Here is a 15,078-nt window from a genome sequence, read left to right as displayed (position 1 = left end):
CATCAACTACCAGCGCAGCAGGACGAGTTCGGAGGAGAAGCCAGGGCCGAGCGCCAGCATCAACCCGAACGAGCCCGGTGGCGGCGGGCCTTGGTCGATCACGTCGCGCAGAATGTGCAGTACCGACGCCGAGGACAGGTTGCCGCAGCGCGCCAGTGATTCCCGGCTCGGCGCCAACGCGGCATCCGGCAGGCAGAGTTCCTCACCCAGCACGTCCAGCACCCGGGGCCCGCCCGGATGGCACACCCAACTGCCCACGTCCCCCGGCTTCAAGTCGTGCGCGGCCAGGAATGACGCCACCTCCTCGCCGACGTGCAGCCGCACCAGCTCCGGCAGGTCGGGCCCCAGCAGGATCCCGAACCCGGAGTCGCCGACCTGCCAGCCGAGCAGCCGCTCCGTCCCCGGGTACAGCCGGCTCCGGGTCGCCACCACCGTCGGCCCACCGCCTGCCGCCGGGTGCTCCTCGCCGACCGCGAGCAGCGCACCCGCGCCGTCCCCGAACAGCGCGGTGGCCAGCAGGTTCGGCGGCGAGACGTCCGTCCGTTGCAGCGTCAGCGAGCACAACTCGGTGGCCAGCAACAGCGCCACCCCGTTCGGACGCCCCGCCAGCACCTCGTCCACCACGGCCAACCCGCCCGCCCCGCCGGCGCACCCCAGGCCGAACAGCGGTACCCGCCGCACGTCCTGGCGCAGACCGAGCCGGGACGCGATCCGCGCCTCCAGCGAGGGAACGGCGATTCCGGTGACGGTGGTGGAGACCACAACGTCGACCTGCTCCGCGTCCATCCCGGCCGATCTCAGTGCCAACTCGGCTGATCTGTGGGCGAGTTCGGATGCAGCCTCCAACCAGGCATCATTGGCCTGCCCGAACCCGTCGAACTCGCCGTACCGCTCCAACGGGAACATCAGGTGCCGGAACTCCACCCCCGCCCCCGCGAAGAACCGCTCCGCCAGCGCCAGTTCGTCCCCCGCCCCACCCCGCAGCGCCGCCAGCCCAGCGCCCAACTCGCCCTGCCGGTACCGATGGGGCGGAAGGACCCCGCCCACTCCCGCGATCCGCGTCACCGACCCAGGATAGGGACCGAACCCACCCGAACCGGGCAAATCCCGCACGCCGGGCGCGTCCTGCAGGTGGTCGGAGACCTCGGTTGTCAGAGGCGGAGCGTGCTCCAGCCGCGGGTGATCTCGTCGCGGACGTCCGTGGTGCCGTCCGCTTGCGGGGACGCCAGCAGCGCGAGCAGCGCGGTGCCGTCGGCCGGGCGGGCGGCCGGGTCGGGGGTGAGAGCACGCGCGACCACCGCGGCGAGCGCCGGGTCCAGGGCGCGGACAGCGGCGAGGGCGGCCTGGTCCGGGCCGGTGTCGATGATGCGGCGGATCACCCCGCCGGTACTGGTCGCCGCGAACGGGCTGGCCCCGTGGGCGGCGCACACCACGCAGCACGCCCACGCCCAGATGTCGGCGGCCGTGCCCACCCGCTCCTCGCCGAACTGCTCCGGAGCCATGTACGTGAGCGTGCCCGGCCCCGCGCCCGTCATGGTCAGCCGGGTGCCGTCCACCAGTGCCGCGATACCGAAGTCGAGCAGCCGGGGCCCCGCCGAGGTCAGCATGATGTTCGCCGGCTTGAGGTCGCGGTGCACCAGGCCGAGCCGGTGAACGCCCGACAGCGCCACCGCCAACGCCAGGCCGAGCGCGCGCAGCGCCTCCGGCGAACGCACCGGACCGTTCTCCCGCAGGTGGGCGTCGAGCGGCCGCCCGTCCAGCAACTCCATCGCGAGGAACGGACGCCCCGCGTCCACCCCCGTGTCCAGCACCCGCGCCGTGTACGCCCCCGGCACCATCGCCAGCACCTCGGACTCGCGCTGGAACCGGCGCAACAGGTCCGGATCGTCCAGCAGTTCGAGGTTGATCGTCTTCAACGCGACCTGAGTGGCCGCGCCCTCGCGCCGCGCCAGGTACACCGTCCCCATGCCGCCGGCCCCGATCCGGCCGAGCAACTGGTACCCGCCGATGCTGCGCGGCTCGTGGCCGCTCAACGGCTGGTGCGGCACCTGGGCGGGCGCCGGGGCCTGCACCGGGGGAGTCGGGGGCGGCGGGGTGGCGATGGCTGTCGCCGGGGCGGTGAACGCGGTGGCGGGCGGGACGAAGGGCTGGACGGGCGGCTGGGCGAAGGGCTGTCCGTACGGCTGCCCGTGCGGCTGTCCGTACGGCTGTCCGTACGGTTGGACGATCGGCGCGGCGGGCGGCGGTGTCGGGCGACGGCGGGCGGTGATCAGCGCCACCGTCTGGAACACCAGCGCGCCGATCACCACGCCCAGCGGCAGCACCAGCACCGCCAGCACCGCGAGCACCGTGAGCGCGATCCGGCCCCGCAGGCGGAACCGCCCGTCCGCGGCCACCTCGGGCGGCATGCCGACCGTCAGCAGCGCCTGCCGGACGAGGTGGGTGAGCAACAGCAGCGCACCCACCAGCACCGCCGAGACGCCCCACAGCCAGAACTGCACGCTGTCGTCGAACACGTGCAGGGCCAGCGTGAGCCAGCGGGCGTCGGCGAACGCCGCCGGGCTGTCCAGCAGCTGGAAGCCGAAGTTCGGGATGAGGATCATCCCGACCTCGAGCGCGGCCGCGACCACCACGCACACCGCCAACTCGCCCACCACCGGCCCCACACCGGGCGGCGAGGACCCGGCCACGGCGGCCACGGCCCGCGCCCGGAGCGTGCGCTGGGAGCGCCGCAAGAGCGGCAGGGACAGCATGCGGGTGACCAGTGCCAGCAACAGCACGACTGGCAGGTCAACGGCGAGACTGGTCTCCAGCACCGTCGGATTCCCCCTGGTCGGCCGGTGAACGGGCACCGGGAGTATATCTGCGTCGCGTCCCTTCGGGCGGGACAACTCCGTTACTCCACACGCTTCTTGACATTCCCGCGCATCTCGTCGCGGTGCGCGGTCGGCGCGGTGATCCCACGCCGCCGCTTCCCGGACGGTTAGCGTGGCGGGCATGAGCAGCGGTGCGGCGGTGGTGGCCCGGGGGCTGGTCGGGGGCCTGGTGCGGGCCTGCCATCCGGTACCGGCCGCGGCCGTGACCGGACTTGCCGGGGCGATGGCCGTCGGTGCCGGACGCGGGCTGGCCGGGACGCTGCTCACCGGCGGCGCGGTCGCCGCCGGGCAACTGTCGATCGGTTGGAGCAACGACCTGATCGACCGGCAGCGGGACGGGGCCGCCGGGCGCACCGACAAGCCGCTCGCCGCCTCCGAACTGCCCGTGCATCAGGTCGTGACGGCCACCGGCTGGGCCGTCGCCTGCTGCGTGCTGCTGTCGGCGGCGTGCGGGGTCGCGGCGGCGACGGTGCACCTGCTGGCGGTGGCCGCCGGCTGGACGTACAACCTCCGACTGAAGGCCACCTGGTGGTCCTGGCTGCCCTACGCGGTCGCGTTCGCCCTCCTCCCCGCCTTCGTCACTCTCGCCCTCCCCGGCCGCCCCTGGCCCGCCGCACCCGTCCTCGGCGCGGGCGCACTGCTCGGCATCGCCGCCCACTTCACCAACGTCCTACCGGACTTGGCCGCCGACCGCGCCGCCGGCATCCGAGGCCTCCCCCAACGCGCCGGCGCCCGCACCTCGGCCCTCACCGCCGTCCTCGCCGCAACCGCCGCCGCCCTCCTCCTCGCCCCCGGCTGGCCCGTCCTCGCCATCACCACCCCACCCGCCCTCGCCACCCTGCTCGCCCCCCGCGGCCGCCTCCCCTTCCTGTCGGTCATCGCGGCGACGGCGGTGGCGTTGGCCCTCCTGCTGCTCAACGGCGGCCTTTAGCGGAGCGCAGCGGGGCTCAGACCGGGCGGTCGGGGTCGTCGAGCCAGGCGTGCCAGCCGGTCGGAGTGACGGTGAGCCCGAGCCGTTCGACGCCGGGCTCGCCCGCATGCTGCCACCAGGCGAGGGTCTGTTCGAGGTCGTCCCACAGGCGGCGGTCGCCGTACTGGCGGACGTGGTGGACGTCCTCGCCCTCGCGGAAGGTCGCGGCCGCCCACGCCGGGGCGGTGAGGGAGTACAGCCACAGGGTGCGGGCGCCGTCGTCGTGGGTCTGGACGGCGTGGGTCACGTCCCGCAGGCGAAGACCGGCGACGAACGGGAACGGGTCGAACTTGCCGTGCGGAGGGAGGGCGTGAGCGATGGTGCTCTCGGCGACGGTGCCGCCGGTCGGCGGGGGCGCGGGCCAACTCAGGCGCTGGGAACGCATCTTCATGAACTCGACGGGCTGGAGGAACGGCCCGGAAGCGGTGCCGTCGGCGTGCACGGTGAGGCGGACCAGCGCGTCGGCGTTGGAGTAGTAGGTGCCGAACGGTGCGAGGACCAGCCCGCCGGGCCGGGTCTGCTCGATCCAGACGCGGGGGATGCCGCGCAGGCCGTAGGTGGCGATGGTGCGGTCGTACGGAGCGCCGTCCGAGTGCCCGTGCACGCCGTCCCCGCAGACGGCGTGCAGCCGGTAACCGGCGGCGTGCAGACGGGTGCGGGCGTGGGCGGCGACCTGTGGGTCGATCTCGACCGTGGTGACATTGGCGTCGCCGAGACGGTGGGCGAGCAGGGCCGCGTTCCAACCGGTGCCGGTACCCTGCTCGATCACCCGCATCCCCGGCTTGACTTGCAGATGGTCGAGCATCGAGGCGACCAACGACGGCTGCGAGGCCGAACTGGTGGGCACCGTACCCGGCCCGGTGCCCCGGTGCTGTCCGTCGTCCCACTGCGTGACGATCGGGATGTCGGTGATCGCGGCGGCCAGCCACCCGGCCTCGTCGGCGGTGCGGTCGATGGCGCGGCTGGTGCCGGTGGCCATGTCGTGGGCCCAGACCAGGCCGGGCAGGAACAGAGAGCGCGGGACGGCGTCGAAGGCCGCTGCCCAGTCGGAGGAGACGGGGAAGGACCGCCCCGCACAAGGGCGGTCCTCCTGCTCGGGGACGAGCGTCACTTGCGCCGTCCCCCGTTTCCGGGCGGCGGTCCGCCGTCGGGGGACGGAGGGGTGGGTGGCGGTGTCCACGGCGTGCCGGGGTGGCGGTCGCCTCCACCGCTGCCTGTGTCGTCGATGTGCATGTCGGCCTCCTTGCCGTCGCTGTCGTTTGCCGGCGCGGTGGTTCGACGGTAGGGAACAGCAGGCGGTGCCCTCAACGAAGTTGCGCAATCTTGCGCGTCGTCACTCGAGCGTGGCGATCGCAGCGGTGATCAGTTGACGGGCTCCCGCTCCGTGGACGGCCATGGACGCAAGATCGGCGAAGGTACGCACGTAGTCGGCGACCTCGCGCGACTGGGTGATCCGCAGGTAGCCGGACGTCAGCTCGACAGCCACCTCGGCCTCGTCGAACAGGTAGAAGTCCTCGACCGGCAGGTGCGGCCGATCCGCCCCGGTAGGGATGACACCGACGCTGACGAAGGGACTGGAGGAAACCGCGAGCAGGTGGCGGAGCTGGGCCGCCATTGCCCCGGGATCGCACACCGTGGCACGCAGCACCCACTCCTCGATGAGCAGACCGAACCGGTGCCGACCGGAGAACAGCATCCGCCGGCGCTCCAGGCGGGCCTCCACGGCATCGTCGACGTCGTCGACCTCGACACGGGCACGTTGGATCGAGCGCAGCACGGCGGTGGTGTACTCGGGGGTCTGCACCATGCCTGGCATGACACGACTGGCGTAGACACGGAACAGGCCGGTGCGCCGGTATAGCGCGGCGACGGACTCCTGGGCGGCGCGCAGCCCGCTGCGCTCCAGTCGGCGCCACTCGGTGTACATCGAGTCGACGGTACGGGCGGCGGCGATGAGGTCCGGGGCCTGGTCACCGGCGCCGCAGGCGGTGCACCAGGCGCGCAGGTCGGCCTCGGAGGGGGCGGACTTGCCGCTCTGGATCCGGGAGGTCTTCGCCGGGTGCCACCCACAGCGTGCGGACAACTCGTCGCCGGTCAGGCCGGCGTCCTTACGCAGACCGACCAGGCGGCGGGCGAGCGCCTTGCGGGCCTCGACGACGCTGGACGACGGTGACGACGACATGGTGCAGGCGCCCGGCGGGTGGTCGGAGCGCCGGGTCAGAGTGCGAACTGCGAGTGCGGGACGGCCCGTTCCCACACCGCTTCGAAGGCTGTGGTCACCGTCTTCACGAGGGCCGGGTCTTCGGTCACTTCGTGGCCGGCCCACTCGCCGGCGCCGGTGAACCAGTGAAACAGGACCAGACGGTCGTCGATCAGCCACAGGTCGTTGCCCGGCAGCGCAAGGTCGGACGCCTTCGACCGGGGCAGCCAGCGGACCTGCTCGCCGAGCGCGATGTTGTGCCGCTCGGTGATCGCGTGCTCCCAGCGGATGTAGGCACTGGCCGGCTCCGAGACGATCCTTGCCCGGCGCATCGCCACCCCGCGTCCCACGGTCTCCCGAACCAGGGCGGCCCAGGCGATGTACTCGTCGGGCAGGTCGTACGCCTCGGGCTGCCCGACCGGCAGACCGGCACGCCAGTCGGCGAACACCGGGTCCTCCATGTAGGAGTCCCGCATCTCCAGGTGGCACGCGGAGCGCTCAGCACTCCTCAGCAGGGTGCCAAAGTCCGGCACGCTCGGCTTCATCGCACACCTTCCTCAAGAACGGGATCATCCGGACCGGGATCCTTACGACGCCCTCGTGGTCCGGCACGCCGATGTCGTGGCCCGGTGCCCACTCGGTCTCGCTGATCACGCGGTACATCTCCAAGCCGGGCAGCCAGCCCTGGATGACGATCTCGGCCTTCTCGTCCTCCAACCACACGGTCGGAGAGCCGCCGTTGGGCGAGTCCGGGTCGACTCCCCTGAACCGTAGCGCCATGACCACTCCTTGTGCCAAGCCGGTTGCGGTTCCTCGCACGTCCACCGTTCCCGGACACTGACGGATCGTCAAGGGCGCGCAGACGCGGGTGAGAGCGGGAAGCGTCGTGTGAACCACCCGTTCGCACTGAGCGCTGTCGAGACCGGACAGCGCATCCCGGCGCTGCCGTTCTCGATCCTGCCGGTGAGTGCGGGCATGCGGCTGCTCGACTTTCGCGTGGTCCCCACCGGAGAGCCCTCATCCAACCGGCAGAGGCGCCGGGGGATTTCGTGCTGGGTATCACTGTGGACGGCGCCCACGTCGGCGTCGCCCAAACGTCGCAGGGCCGCGGGATGGTCGTGACCGGACGTCACGACCACCCCGCGGCCCGGCTTCGGGAGGATCAGTTGTGACGGCCCTTGCGGCGGCTGAGGGCGACGGTGAGACCGCCGATCAGCAGCAGGGCGCCGCCGGTCGCGGCGGTGCTGAGGACGGTGGTGCCGGTGCTGGCGAGGACGCCAGAGGTCTGCGACGACGTGGTGGCCGACGGGGTCTGGGTGTCGGGCGAGGCCGGCGGGGTGGAGGAGGTCGACGGGCCGGGGGTGCCGGGGGTCTCGCTGCCGCCGGTGGGTGTCGGTGTCGGCGACGGGGTGGGCGACGGGGTGGTGGCGTCCTTGACCGTGAGGTCGGTGGTGCAGGCCGTCTCGTTGTCGCAGTCGCCGCGCGGGTCGTCCGGCGCGATGGCGGAGGTGGACAGCTTGCGGTCGCCCTTGCCGTTGACGGTCACGGAGTAGGTGATCGTCGCGCTGCCTTCGACCGGGAGGTCGCCGGTCCAGAGCAGCCTGCCGTCCTTGACCTCGGCGGTGCCGAGGTCGGCGGTGACGTCGCCGTTGTAGTCGGCGTCGTCCAGCACCTGCGACAGGTCGTCGAGGATCCGGGCGGTCTTGACCGCGCCGTCGCCGTGCTGGGCGACCTTCACGGTGTAGGTCACCTTGTCGCCGGGGTGTACGACCGAGCCGGACTTCGGGTCGGAGTTCTCCGTGAAGGTGTACGTCCCGACCGGGGCCGGGTCGTAGGTGTACTGGCCGGTGCTGGTGCCGGCGGGGGTGGTGACCACGACGGCGACGGGGCCGGGGAACTCGGCGGCGGGGACGGTGGCGGTGATCCGGCTGTCGCTGTCGACGGTGAAGTCGGTGGCCGGGGTGGAGCCGAAGGAGACCCCGGTCGCCCCGGTGAAGTGGCTGCCGGTGATGGAGACGGTGGTGCCGCCGGCCAGCGGGCCGTGACCGGGCTCGAGGCCGTTCACCACGGGGGCCGGGGCCGCGACCTGCGTGTCGAGGGTGGCGCTTCCCAACGGACGGTTGCGGGTGTCGGTGGCGGAGGCGGTAGTGGTGACGGTTCCGCCCGCGGTCGGCTTGACGGTGAGGGTGATCGACACCGGGGTGCCCATGCCGGCGAGGTTCCAGCACGAGACGGACGATCCCGACTCGACGTTGCACGCCCAGTCCCAGACCGAGGTGAGTGCGCTCGTCACGCTGGCGGAGGCACCGGACAGCTTGACGTTGACCATCGGTGCGCCGGTGCGCTGGTCGGTGTTGGGGAGGTTGATGGTGAGGGTGTAGGGGGTGTTCGTCGGCACGGGCGCGGCCGGGCCGTTGATCTGCACGACGGAGTCGGCGTGCGCGGGTGCGGCCAGGGTCAGCAGGCCGAAGGTGGTGGTCGCCGTGGCGAGCAGCGCCGCGGTGCGCCGGGCCGGCGTCGCGGCGAGTATGGAACGGGACATGAACACCCTTCATGAGGGGTCGGGCCGCGCCATGACGGGCGATGCCGGTCCGGCGAGGCCGAGCGGGGGCGCGTGAGCGCGGCCGCCCGCTGAACGGCAGTTGTTGGTGGGCGCTCGCCGCACTCGGCCGCCGATGGTGACACCAGGGCGTCGGCGATGTGGGCGCAGTGCCGACGGAGATCCTTCCACACCTTTCACAATCGGACTGCGCATTCATCAAATCCCGATCCGACAATCTGATGAATCGTCAAGTACTGGAGCTCTCGGCGAGGTTCGAGGGGTCTCGATGGACAGGTCGGCAGGGGTGCGATGTGATGGCTTCGACTGTCCGCCGCACGGAGCGGGTCGGGCTTGGGGGTTGCTGTTGGTGGCCCGGGTGCTGATCGATGCCGCGCTGGCCAGGCGGCTGGTTGACGTGCAGTTCCCGCAGTGGGCGGGGCTGCCGCTCACGCCCCTGGAGGCTGCCGGATCGGATCATGCGATCTTCAGGCTGGACGGCGAGTTGGCCGTACGCCTGCCCCGGCACGCGGATGCTGTGGGCCAGGCGCAGAAGGAACTGGAGTGGCTGCCGCGGCTCGCGCCGCAGCTGCCGCTGGCGGTGCCCGTGCCGGTGGCCGTCGGGGAACCCGGGTTCGGGTACCCGTGGCCGTGGGGGGTGAGCCGGTGGCTGGACGGGGAGGTGGCCACCGTCGAGGCGCTGGGGGAGTCGGCGGTGGCGGCCGTCCAACTGGCCGGGTTCCTCAGGGCACTTCAGGGGTGCGCGCACGGGGGAGCCGAGAGCAGCGGTGAGGAGCTGGCCGAGCGGGACGAGGACACCCGGGCCGCCATCGCCGCGCTCGACGGCGCGTTCGACGGCGCCGCCATGACGGCGCTGTGGGACGCGGCACTGGCCGCGCCGGGGTGGGGGCGGCCGCCGGTCTGGTGCCACGGCGACTTCCACACCGGCAACCTGCTGACCAGCGGCGGCCGGCTCAGCGCGGTCATCGACTTCGGCGGCCTCGCCCTCGGTGACCCGGCCTGCGACCTGACCATCGCCTTCACCCTGATGTCGCCCGCGAGCCGGACCGCCTTCCGGGACGCACTCCACGTGGACGAGGCGACCTGGGCCAGGGGTCGCGGCTGGGCACTGACCACCGGCCTGAACGCCTACACCCACTACGCCGCCGCCAACCCGCGCGTCGCCGCCCAGACCACCCGTCAGATCACCGAGGCACTGCGCGGCTGACCGGAGAAGCACCTCAGGTGGCCGCGCCGCACAGCGCGCAGTCGACCAGGTCGTCGAGGCGCTGCGCGGCCGGCCGGAAGCGACGTCAGGCGGAGAACCCGTCGTCCACGGAGATCACCGCGCCGGTGACGTAGCGCGTGTCGGGGCTCGCCAGGTGGACGACGGTGACGGCGATCTCGATGCCTGTTCGGGCGCGAGGCTGTCGCTGGCGGCAATTCGGACTGCGCGTCCCGGGTCGTCAGGCGTACGCCCGGGCCTCCGCCAGGATCGCTTCGGCGCCCTGGTCGAGCAGCAGCCCGGCCACCGCGATGCCGAGCTTCTCCGGCCCGGCCGGGGTGCCGGACAGTCGGGCCTCCACCTGCCGGGTGCCGTCCACCGAGGTGACTTGGCCGTGCAGGGTGAGGATGCCGTCCACGGTGCGGGCGAACGCGCCGACCGGGACGGAGCAGCCGCCGTGCAGTTCGGCGAGCATCGCGCGTTCCGCCCGCACCTCGGCGTCGGTGTCCAAGTCACCTGTACCGTCCAGGAGTTCGCGGGCCAGGGCGTTGTCGGCGCGGACCTGGATGCCGAGCGCACCCTGCCCGGGGCTGGGCGGGAACAGTTCGACGGGGAGGAGTTCGGCGATCTCCTCGGCCCGGCCGAGGCGGCGCAGGCCGGCGGCGGCCAGCACCACCGCGTCCAGGGTCTTCAGCCGGGCGAGCCTGGTCGGCACGTTGCCGCGGATCCGCTCGGGACGCAAGTCCGGTCGGACGTGCAGGAGTTGGGCGATCCGGCGGGCGGCGGAGGTGCCCACTCGGGCGCTCGGCGGCAGTGCGGTCAGCCGGGATCCGCACAGTGCGTCGCGGACGTCCGCGCGGGGCGGCGGCGGGAGCAGGATCAGGCCGTCCGGGTTCTCGGTGGGCAGGTCCTTGAGCGAGTGCACGATCACGTCCACCTCGCCGTTCACCAGCGCCGAGACCTGGTTGGTGGAGAACGCCGAGCCGCCGCCGCGCTCCGACACCTCCCGCAGCGCGGCCTTCCGGTCCAGGTCGCCGTCCTCCAGGATGGTCCGGTGGCGGATCACCAGCTCGGGGAAGCGCTCCCGGACCGGCGCGAGGAACTCCCGGACCTGGGCCCGCGCCAGCTGGCTGGCCCGCGACCCCACCACCAGTTCGACCATCGTCAACTCCCGCCAGTCTCCGTCACCCTGACGGCATGCTAGACCCTGGCGAGCGTTCCGTTTTCCGACGGAATGTCGGGAACCGTGGTAGTGGGGCGTTCCAGCCGGAGCAGGGCGGGGACGGCGGCCAGCGAGGCGGCCGGCAGGAACAGCCAGGGCCAGGCCGGGCCATGGACGAACAGCAAGGTCAGCAGGCCCGGAGCGAGCGCCTGGCCGATGCTCCAGGAGAGCTGGTTGACCGCCAGGTACCGGCCGCGGCGCGCCGGATGGGCGAGCGCCACGCTCAACTCCTCGCGGCCCGGCGTGGCGACCGTCTCGGCCAGGTTGTACACCACCATCGCGGCGACCAGCCCGCCGCCGACCACCCACCCGGGCGCGCCGCCCCCCGGCACCTCGGTGCATACGCTCGCACCTTCCCAACCCTTGGACACCAGGAGGTGGAGTCACCGTGCGTCCACTTCGCACACTCGTCGCCATCGCCGGAGCCACCAGCGCACTCGTTCTGGCCGCGCCCACCGCCATGGCGGCACCCACGCCGACAGCGCCCACCGACCCCAGCATCCAGCAGTCCTTCAAGTCCCCTGCCACGGTGCCATCCAAGCCGTTCCGTCAGACCTGTACTGCTGCAGGCCAATCGGAGTCCCAGAAATCTGCCAATCATCGGCAAAGATTCTGTCAAATGTTTGATTCCGTGGTGGGCGTCTGTCCGGGATTGTCTGCGACACCGCGCGCGACGATGGCGATCGAGGTCACCTCGTCGCCGGCCTTGCCCCAGGGGCCGTCCTTCAACAGGATGGTGCGCTCGCCGAGCAGGCGCAGGCTCTGCTTGTCGAAGATCCACTCGTTGCGCTCACCCCCGTGCACGCGGGCCACGGCCACGCCGTGACGCCCGGCCGCGTCGACCGCGTCGTCAACGGTCATCACTCCCGGAATGTGTCCTGCGGCCCGGTACAGGGCCGCGCTGACCTGCGGGGGTGCGGCCGAGGAACGCAGCAGGTCGCCGATGGTCACGAACGCCTCCTGGTCGGGACCGGTCGTGGACGCGCTGCCGGAGCCGTGGTTCAGATCGGCATCGGCGTAGATCTGCTTCAGCAGTGCCTCGGGGGCGGTCGGCAGGCCGGCCAGGAGCTTGTAGGTGGGGGAGTTGAGCGCGCCGCCATTGGGGGCCGGGATCTGCTTGTCGCCTCCGGTCCCGCGCTGGAGGCCGGGCCGCAGGCCGTCCACCGCGATCCACTGCTCCGTGTTCTCGGTGATGATGTCGCGCTGCATCGTTCCACCGCTGCCCTCGCTGAGCGAGACGCTGTGTCCGACCGTCTTGACGTAGCTGTACTGGTCGTCGCGGACCTGCGTCTGGGGTCGGCTGAAGGCGACCTGCGCCACCTGGTCCAGGAGCTGGACGGAGGCCGCGGTGGCCGGCGGTGCCTTTTCTGCGGGCGCGTTGCCGCCCTGCGTGGCGATCACCACGGCGACGCCGGCGACGGCGGCCACCGCAGTCACCAGGGCGAGTCGACGCCGGCGCCCAGGGGCGGGGGTGGAAGGACGGTGGTGCCGATCGATCTCGTTCAACAGGAACTCCTTGCTCGCGCGATGGCGGTCGAGTCCCATGTCCGGGTGGGTCGGGGGCGGCAGCAGGCGCATGAGGTTGCGGCGCTCGCTGTGCTCGTCCGGCGCGTGGCGGTCTCCGGAATCGGTGATCACGGCTGCTTCCTTCCTTGGTGACTCCCCACCGAGAGATGGCTGTCATGGAGGTGGTGTTTGCGGGCGGACTGGGGTTCTGGCCTTCCGCGGACTGGTGACTGTTCCGCGGAGACGATCTTGTGGCGCCTGTCCCGAGCGCGCGAGAGCCGGGAGCGCACGGTGCCGACGGGGACGCCGAGCGCCTGGGCTGCCTCCGCGTAGCCGAGGCCTGACCACACCACGAGCATGAACACCTCGCGCTCGCCGCGACGCAGCTGACCGAGCGCCCTCACCGCTGCCGCAGCCAGGTCGGCGTCGACGATCCGGCCCACAACCTCGTCGGCGAAGTCCGGCAGCGGCTCGCGCGGAGGCAGCCGGGACATGGCCGCTCGGTGCCGACGCGCCGCCCGCGCGGTGTTGCGCAGTACGTTGGTCGCGATCCCCAGCAGTCATGCCCGCGGGTTGAGCACCTCACCGCGCAGCTTCTCGCGCAGCCGCCAGGCCTCGAGGAACGTCAGGGACACCACGTCGTCGGCCAGATCCCGGTTCCCCGTCGCTCTGATCGCATGCAGATATACGGCCTTGGCGTACTCGTCGAAGAGCAGGGCGAAGGCGCGCCGGTCACCGGCCGAGCTCTGCTGAGGGGGCAAGAAGGACTCCACACACCTTCCGTGTCCGCAGCAGCGGAGCGGTTCCAGGAATTCACCTGCACGCCCTGCACGACGCCGGCCTCGCCGCCCGCCACCGCATCGGCCGCACCGTGCTCTACGTGCGCACGGCGGCGGCCGAACTGCTCTGCGGCGAACGCTAGTTGGATCAGAGCCCGAACACGCCGTACGAGAACCCGTCCGCGTGCAGCACCGAGTGCGTCAGCGACACTCCCCGCCCGAACAGCAACCGCCCCGGCAGCTCCCGCTCCACCGGCAGGTGCGCGGGCGTGCGGCGGGGATTGACCACCACCAGGTAGCGGCCGTCGCGCAGGTACGCCAACGGGTAGCCGGTGTGCAGCAGTTCGACCGACCCGTCCGGCCCGAGGCCGGGGTGCGCGCGGCGCAGTGCGATCAACTGCCGTACCTGGTGCAGCAGCGAGGACTGGTCGGCGCGCTGGGACGCCACGTCCGGACGGCCCGGCGCCGGGTCCAGCGGCAGGTAGAAGCGTTCGGCGGGCGCGGTGGAGAACCCGGCGTCCGGCGTCGCGTCCCACTGCATGGGGGTGCGGCAGCCGGCCCGGTTGTAGTGCGGGCCGAGCGCGCTGCCCTCGGTGTCCGGCAGGCCCGGCACGAAGCGCATGCCGATCTCGTCGCCGTAGTAGATCGCCGGGACGGTCGGCCAGGTCAGCTGGAAGGTGAACGCCGCCGCCAACTGCTCGCGGGTGCGCGGGCCGCAGGCCAGTCGCGAGTAGTCGTGGTTCGCGGTCGGCAGCGAGGCGAAGCCCCGGCCGTCCATGGCCTGCGCGGTGCGCTCCCACTCGGCGACGAACGGCTGCATCGAGCCCTGGCCCTCGGCGTCGAAGTAGCAGTCCTGCCGCGGCCAGTGCTCGTGCACGGTGCCCGCGCCGTTGTCCCACAGCGAACGCAGCGCGGCGCCGTCGTCCGGGCCGCCGAACTGGAGGAAGAAGTCGCCGTGGAAGCCCATCGGCACCGAACGCGCCGGGTCGCCCCACTCGGCGAGGATCACCTGGTCGGGGTGGTGGGCGTCCATCCAGGCCCGGGTCTCCCGCCACAGCCTGCCGGTCTCGACGAACCCGGGGTCGTCCTTCACCAGCGAGGACGCCATGTCCACCCGGAAGCCCGACACGCCCAGGCCGAACCAGTGCGTCATGATCTCCCGCAGCGCCGCCCGGTTCGCCCGCGGGCCCTCCGCGTCCACCGGCTGCCGCCAAGGCTCCGTCGAATCCCGTTGCGCGTAGCCGAAGTTGAGGGCGGGCTGGAAGTCGAAGAAGTTCGGCTTGTACCAGCCCGGACGGCTCCCGGGCGAGGCCACGAACCCGGGCGCGGGCCGGTCCGCCCAGATGTACCGGTGGTCGTCCGGGTCGCCGGCCGACCGCGCGAACCACGGGTGCTGGTCCGAGGTGTGGCCCGCCACCAGGTCCAGCAGCACCCGGATCCCCGCTCGGCGGGCCGCGTCCGTGAACTTCGCCAGATCCTCCGGCGCGCCGTACCGCGGCGCGGTGGCCAGGAAGTCCGCGACGTCGTACCCGGCGTCTCCGAACGGTGAGGCGAAGCACGGGTTCAGCCACACCGCGTCCACGCCGAGCCACTGCAGGTACTCCAGCCGCTCCGTCAGCCCCGCGAAGTCCCCGATCCCGTCGCCGTTCCCGTCCGCGAAACTCTGCGGATAGATCTGGTACAGCACCGCAGCGCGCACCCAGTCCGTCCCCACACCCGTCCCCTTCCGTCCCGACCGCCACAGTGCTGCCGTTCTCCTCT

At 72.3% G+C, this 15,078-nt stretch carries 13 protein-coding genes and 1 pseudogene; 2 read left to right on the top strand and 12 right to left on the bottom strand.

Annotated elements, in window-relative coordinates:
* Nucleotides 1–6: 6 nt before the first annotated feature.
* Together ACGFWJ_RS12230 and ACGFWJ_RS12225 are read right to left on the bottom strand one after the other, a co-directional pair.
* Nucleotides 7–1,065: a type III polyketide synthase gene (locus tag ACGFWJ_RS12230; RefSeq protein ID WP_392948121.1), complete on the bottom strand. Its 1,059-nt coding sequence runs from the start codon at nucleotides 1,063–1,065 to the stop codon at nucleotides 7–9.
* A gap of 86 nt (nucleotides 1,066–1,151) precedes the next feature.
* A complete protein-coding gene (locus tag ACGFWJ_RS12225) occupies nucleotides 1,152–2,816 on the bottom strand; it encodes a serine/threonine-protein kinase (RefSeq protein ID WP_392948119.1) in 1,665 nt (554 codons plus the stop codon).
* Nucleotides 2,817–2,997: 181 nt separating this feature from the next.
* Here ACGFWJ_RS12225 and ACGFWJ_RS12220 point away from each other — a divergent pair, with 181 nt between their 5' ends.
* Nucleotides 2,998–3,807, top strand: coding sequence for a UbiA family prenyltransferase (locus tag ACGFWJ_RS12220; RefSeq protein ID WP_392948116.1), 810 nt, complete (start codon nucleotides 2,998–3,000; stop codon nucleotides 3,805–3,807).
* Between the two features lie 16 nt (nucleotides 3,808–3,823).
* Here ACGFWJ_RS12220 and ACGFWJ_RS12215 read toward each other — a convergent pair whose 3' ends face one another.
* The 5 genes from ACGFWJ_RS12215 to ACGFWJ_RS12195 all read right to left on the bottom strand — a co-directional run bounded on the left by ACGFWJ_RS12215 (nucleotide 3,824) and on the right by ACGFWJ_RS12195 (nucleotide 8,588).
* Complete coding sequence (locus ACGFWJ_RS12215; RefSeq protein ID WP_392948113.1) at nucleotides 3,824–4,957, bottom strand: methyltransferase domain-containing protein; 1,134 nt, start codon at nucleotides 4,955–4,957, stop codon at nucleotides 3,824–3,826.
* Between the two features lie 222 nt (nucleotides 4,958–5,179).
* Nucleotides 5,180–6,028: a helix-turn-helix domain-containing protein gene (locus ACGFWJ_RS12210; protein ID WP_387868670.1), complete on the bottom strand. Its 849-nt coding sequence runs from the start codon at nucleotides 6,026–6,028 to the stop codon at nucleotides 5,180–5,182.
* A gap of 35 nt (nucleotides 6,029–6,063) precedes the next feature.
* Nucleotides 6,064–6,591, bottom strand: a complete 528-nt coding sequence (locus ACGFWJ_RS12205) for a DUF6879 family protein (protein ID WP_387645251.1) — start codon at nucleotides 6,589–6,591, stop codon at nucleotides 6,064–6,066.
* A complete protein-coding gene (locus ACGFWJ_RS12200; RefSeq protein ID WP_392948111.1) occupies nucleotides 6,545–6,826 on the bottom strand; it encodes a hypothetical protein in 282 nt (93 codons plus the stop codon). Before ACGFWJ_RS12200 ends, ACGFWJ_RS12205 begins: the two co-directional genes overlap by 47 nt.
* 382 nt (nucleotides 6,827–7,208) lie before the next feature.
* Nucleotides 7,209–8,588: an IPT/TIG domain-containing protein gene (locus ACGFWJ_RS12195; RefSeq protein ID WP_392948108.1), complete on the bottom strand. Its 1,380-nt coding sequence runs from the start codon at nucleotides 8,586–8,588 to the stop codon at nucleotides 7,209–7,211.
* 367 nt (nucleotides 8,589–8,955) lie between these two features.
* Between ACGFWJ_RS12195 and ACGFWJ_RS12190 the strand changes: the two genes are divergently transcribed.
* Nucleotides 8,956–9,813 (top strand): aminoglycoside phosphotransferase family protein, encoded by an 858-nt coding sequence (locus ACGFWJ_RS12190; protein WP_392948713.1) that lies wholly within the window; start codon nucleotides 8,956–8,958, stop codon nucleotides 9,811–9,813.
* Nucleotides 9,814–10,051: 238 nt separating this feature from the next.
* On the opposite strand, the gene hemC is transcribed toward ACGFWJ_RS12190, so the two are convergent.
* The 5 genes and pseudogenes from hemC to ACGFWJ_RS12165 form a co-directional block, all read right to left on the bottom strand.
* Nucleotides 10,052–10,972, bottom strand: a complete 921-nt coding sequence (gene hemC / locus ACGFWJ_RS12185; RefSeq protein WP_392948710.1) for a hydroxymethylbilane synthase — start codon at nucleotides 10,970–10,972, stop codon at nucleotides 10,052–10,054.
* Nucleotides 10,973–11,010: 38 nt separating this feature from the next.
* Entirely contained in the window at nucleotides 11,011–11,364 is a 354-nt protein-coding gene (locus tag ACGFWJ_RS12180; RefSeq protein WP_392948106.1) for a hypothetical protein, read from the bottom strand.
* A 283-nt stretch (nucleotides 11,365–11,647) separates the two neighbouring features.
* On the bottom strand, nucleotides 11,648–12,670 hold the full coding sequence (locus tag ACGFWJ_RS12175; protein WP_392948104.1) for a CU044_5270 family protein: 1,023 nt from the start codon (nucleotides 12,668–12,670) through the stop codon (nucleotides 11,648–11,650).
* A pseudogene (locus ACGFWJ_RS12170) lies at nucleotides 12,667–13,299 on the bottom strand (RNA polymerase sigma factor). The gene ACGFWJ_RS12175 and the pseudogene ACGFWJ_RS12170 overlap by 4 nt, the downstream one beginning before the upstream one ends.
* Nucleotides 13,300–13,465: 166 nt before the next feature.
* The gene (locus ACGFWJ_RS12165; RefSeq protein WP_392948101.1) at nucleotides 13,466–15,031 is read right to left on the bottom strand and encodes an alpha-amylase family glycosyl hydrolase; all 1,566 of its coding nucleotides are present in this window, start codon (nucleotides 15,029–15,031) and stop codon (nucleotides 13,466–13,468) included.
* Nucleotides 15,032–15,078 lie beyond the last annotated feature (47 nt).

The organism is Kitasatospora sp. NPDC048407 (genome assembly GCF_043200475.1).
Taxonomy (GTDB): domain Bacteria; phylum Actinomycetota; class Actinomycetes; order Streptomycetales; family Streptomycetaceae; genus Kitasatospora.
Note: the sequence above shows the minus strand (reverse complement) of the source record. Positions and strands in the feature narration are given on the sequence as shown.

Excerpts from the sequence above, each read along its gene's own strand:
- ACGFWJ_RS12210 (WP_387868670.1), bottom strand. The coding sequence starts at position 6,028 with ATGTCGTCGTCACCGTCGTCCAGCGTCGTCGAGGCCCGCAAGGCGCTC.
- ACGFWJ_RS12220 (WP_392948116.1), top strand. The coding sequence starts at position 2,998 with ATGAGCAGCGGTGCGGCGGTGGTGGCCCGGGGGCTGGTCGGGGGCCTG.
- hemC (WP_392948710.1), bottom strand. The coding sequence starts at position 10,972 with ATGGTCGAACTGGTGGTGGGGTCGCGGGCCAGCCAGCTGGCGCGGGCC.
- ACGFWJ_RS12200 (WP_392948111.1), bottom strand. The coding sequence starts at position 6,826 with ATGGCGCTACGGTTCAGGGGAGTCGACCCGGACTCGCCCAACGGCGGC.
- ACGFWJ_RS12205 (WP_387645251.1), bottom strand. The coding sequence starts at position 6,591 with ATGAAGCCGAGCGTGCCGGACTTTGGCACCCTGCTGAGGAGTGCTGAG.
- ACGFWJ_RS12195 (WP_392948108.1), bottom strand. The coding sequence starts at position 8,588 with ATGTCCCGTTCCATACTCGCCGCGACGCCGGCCCGGCGCACCGCGGCG.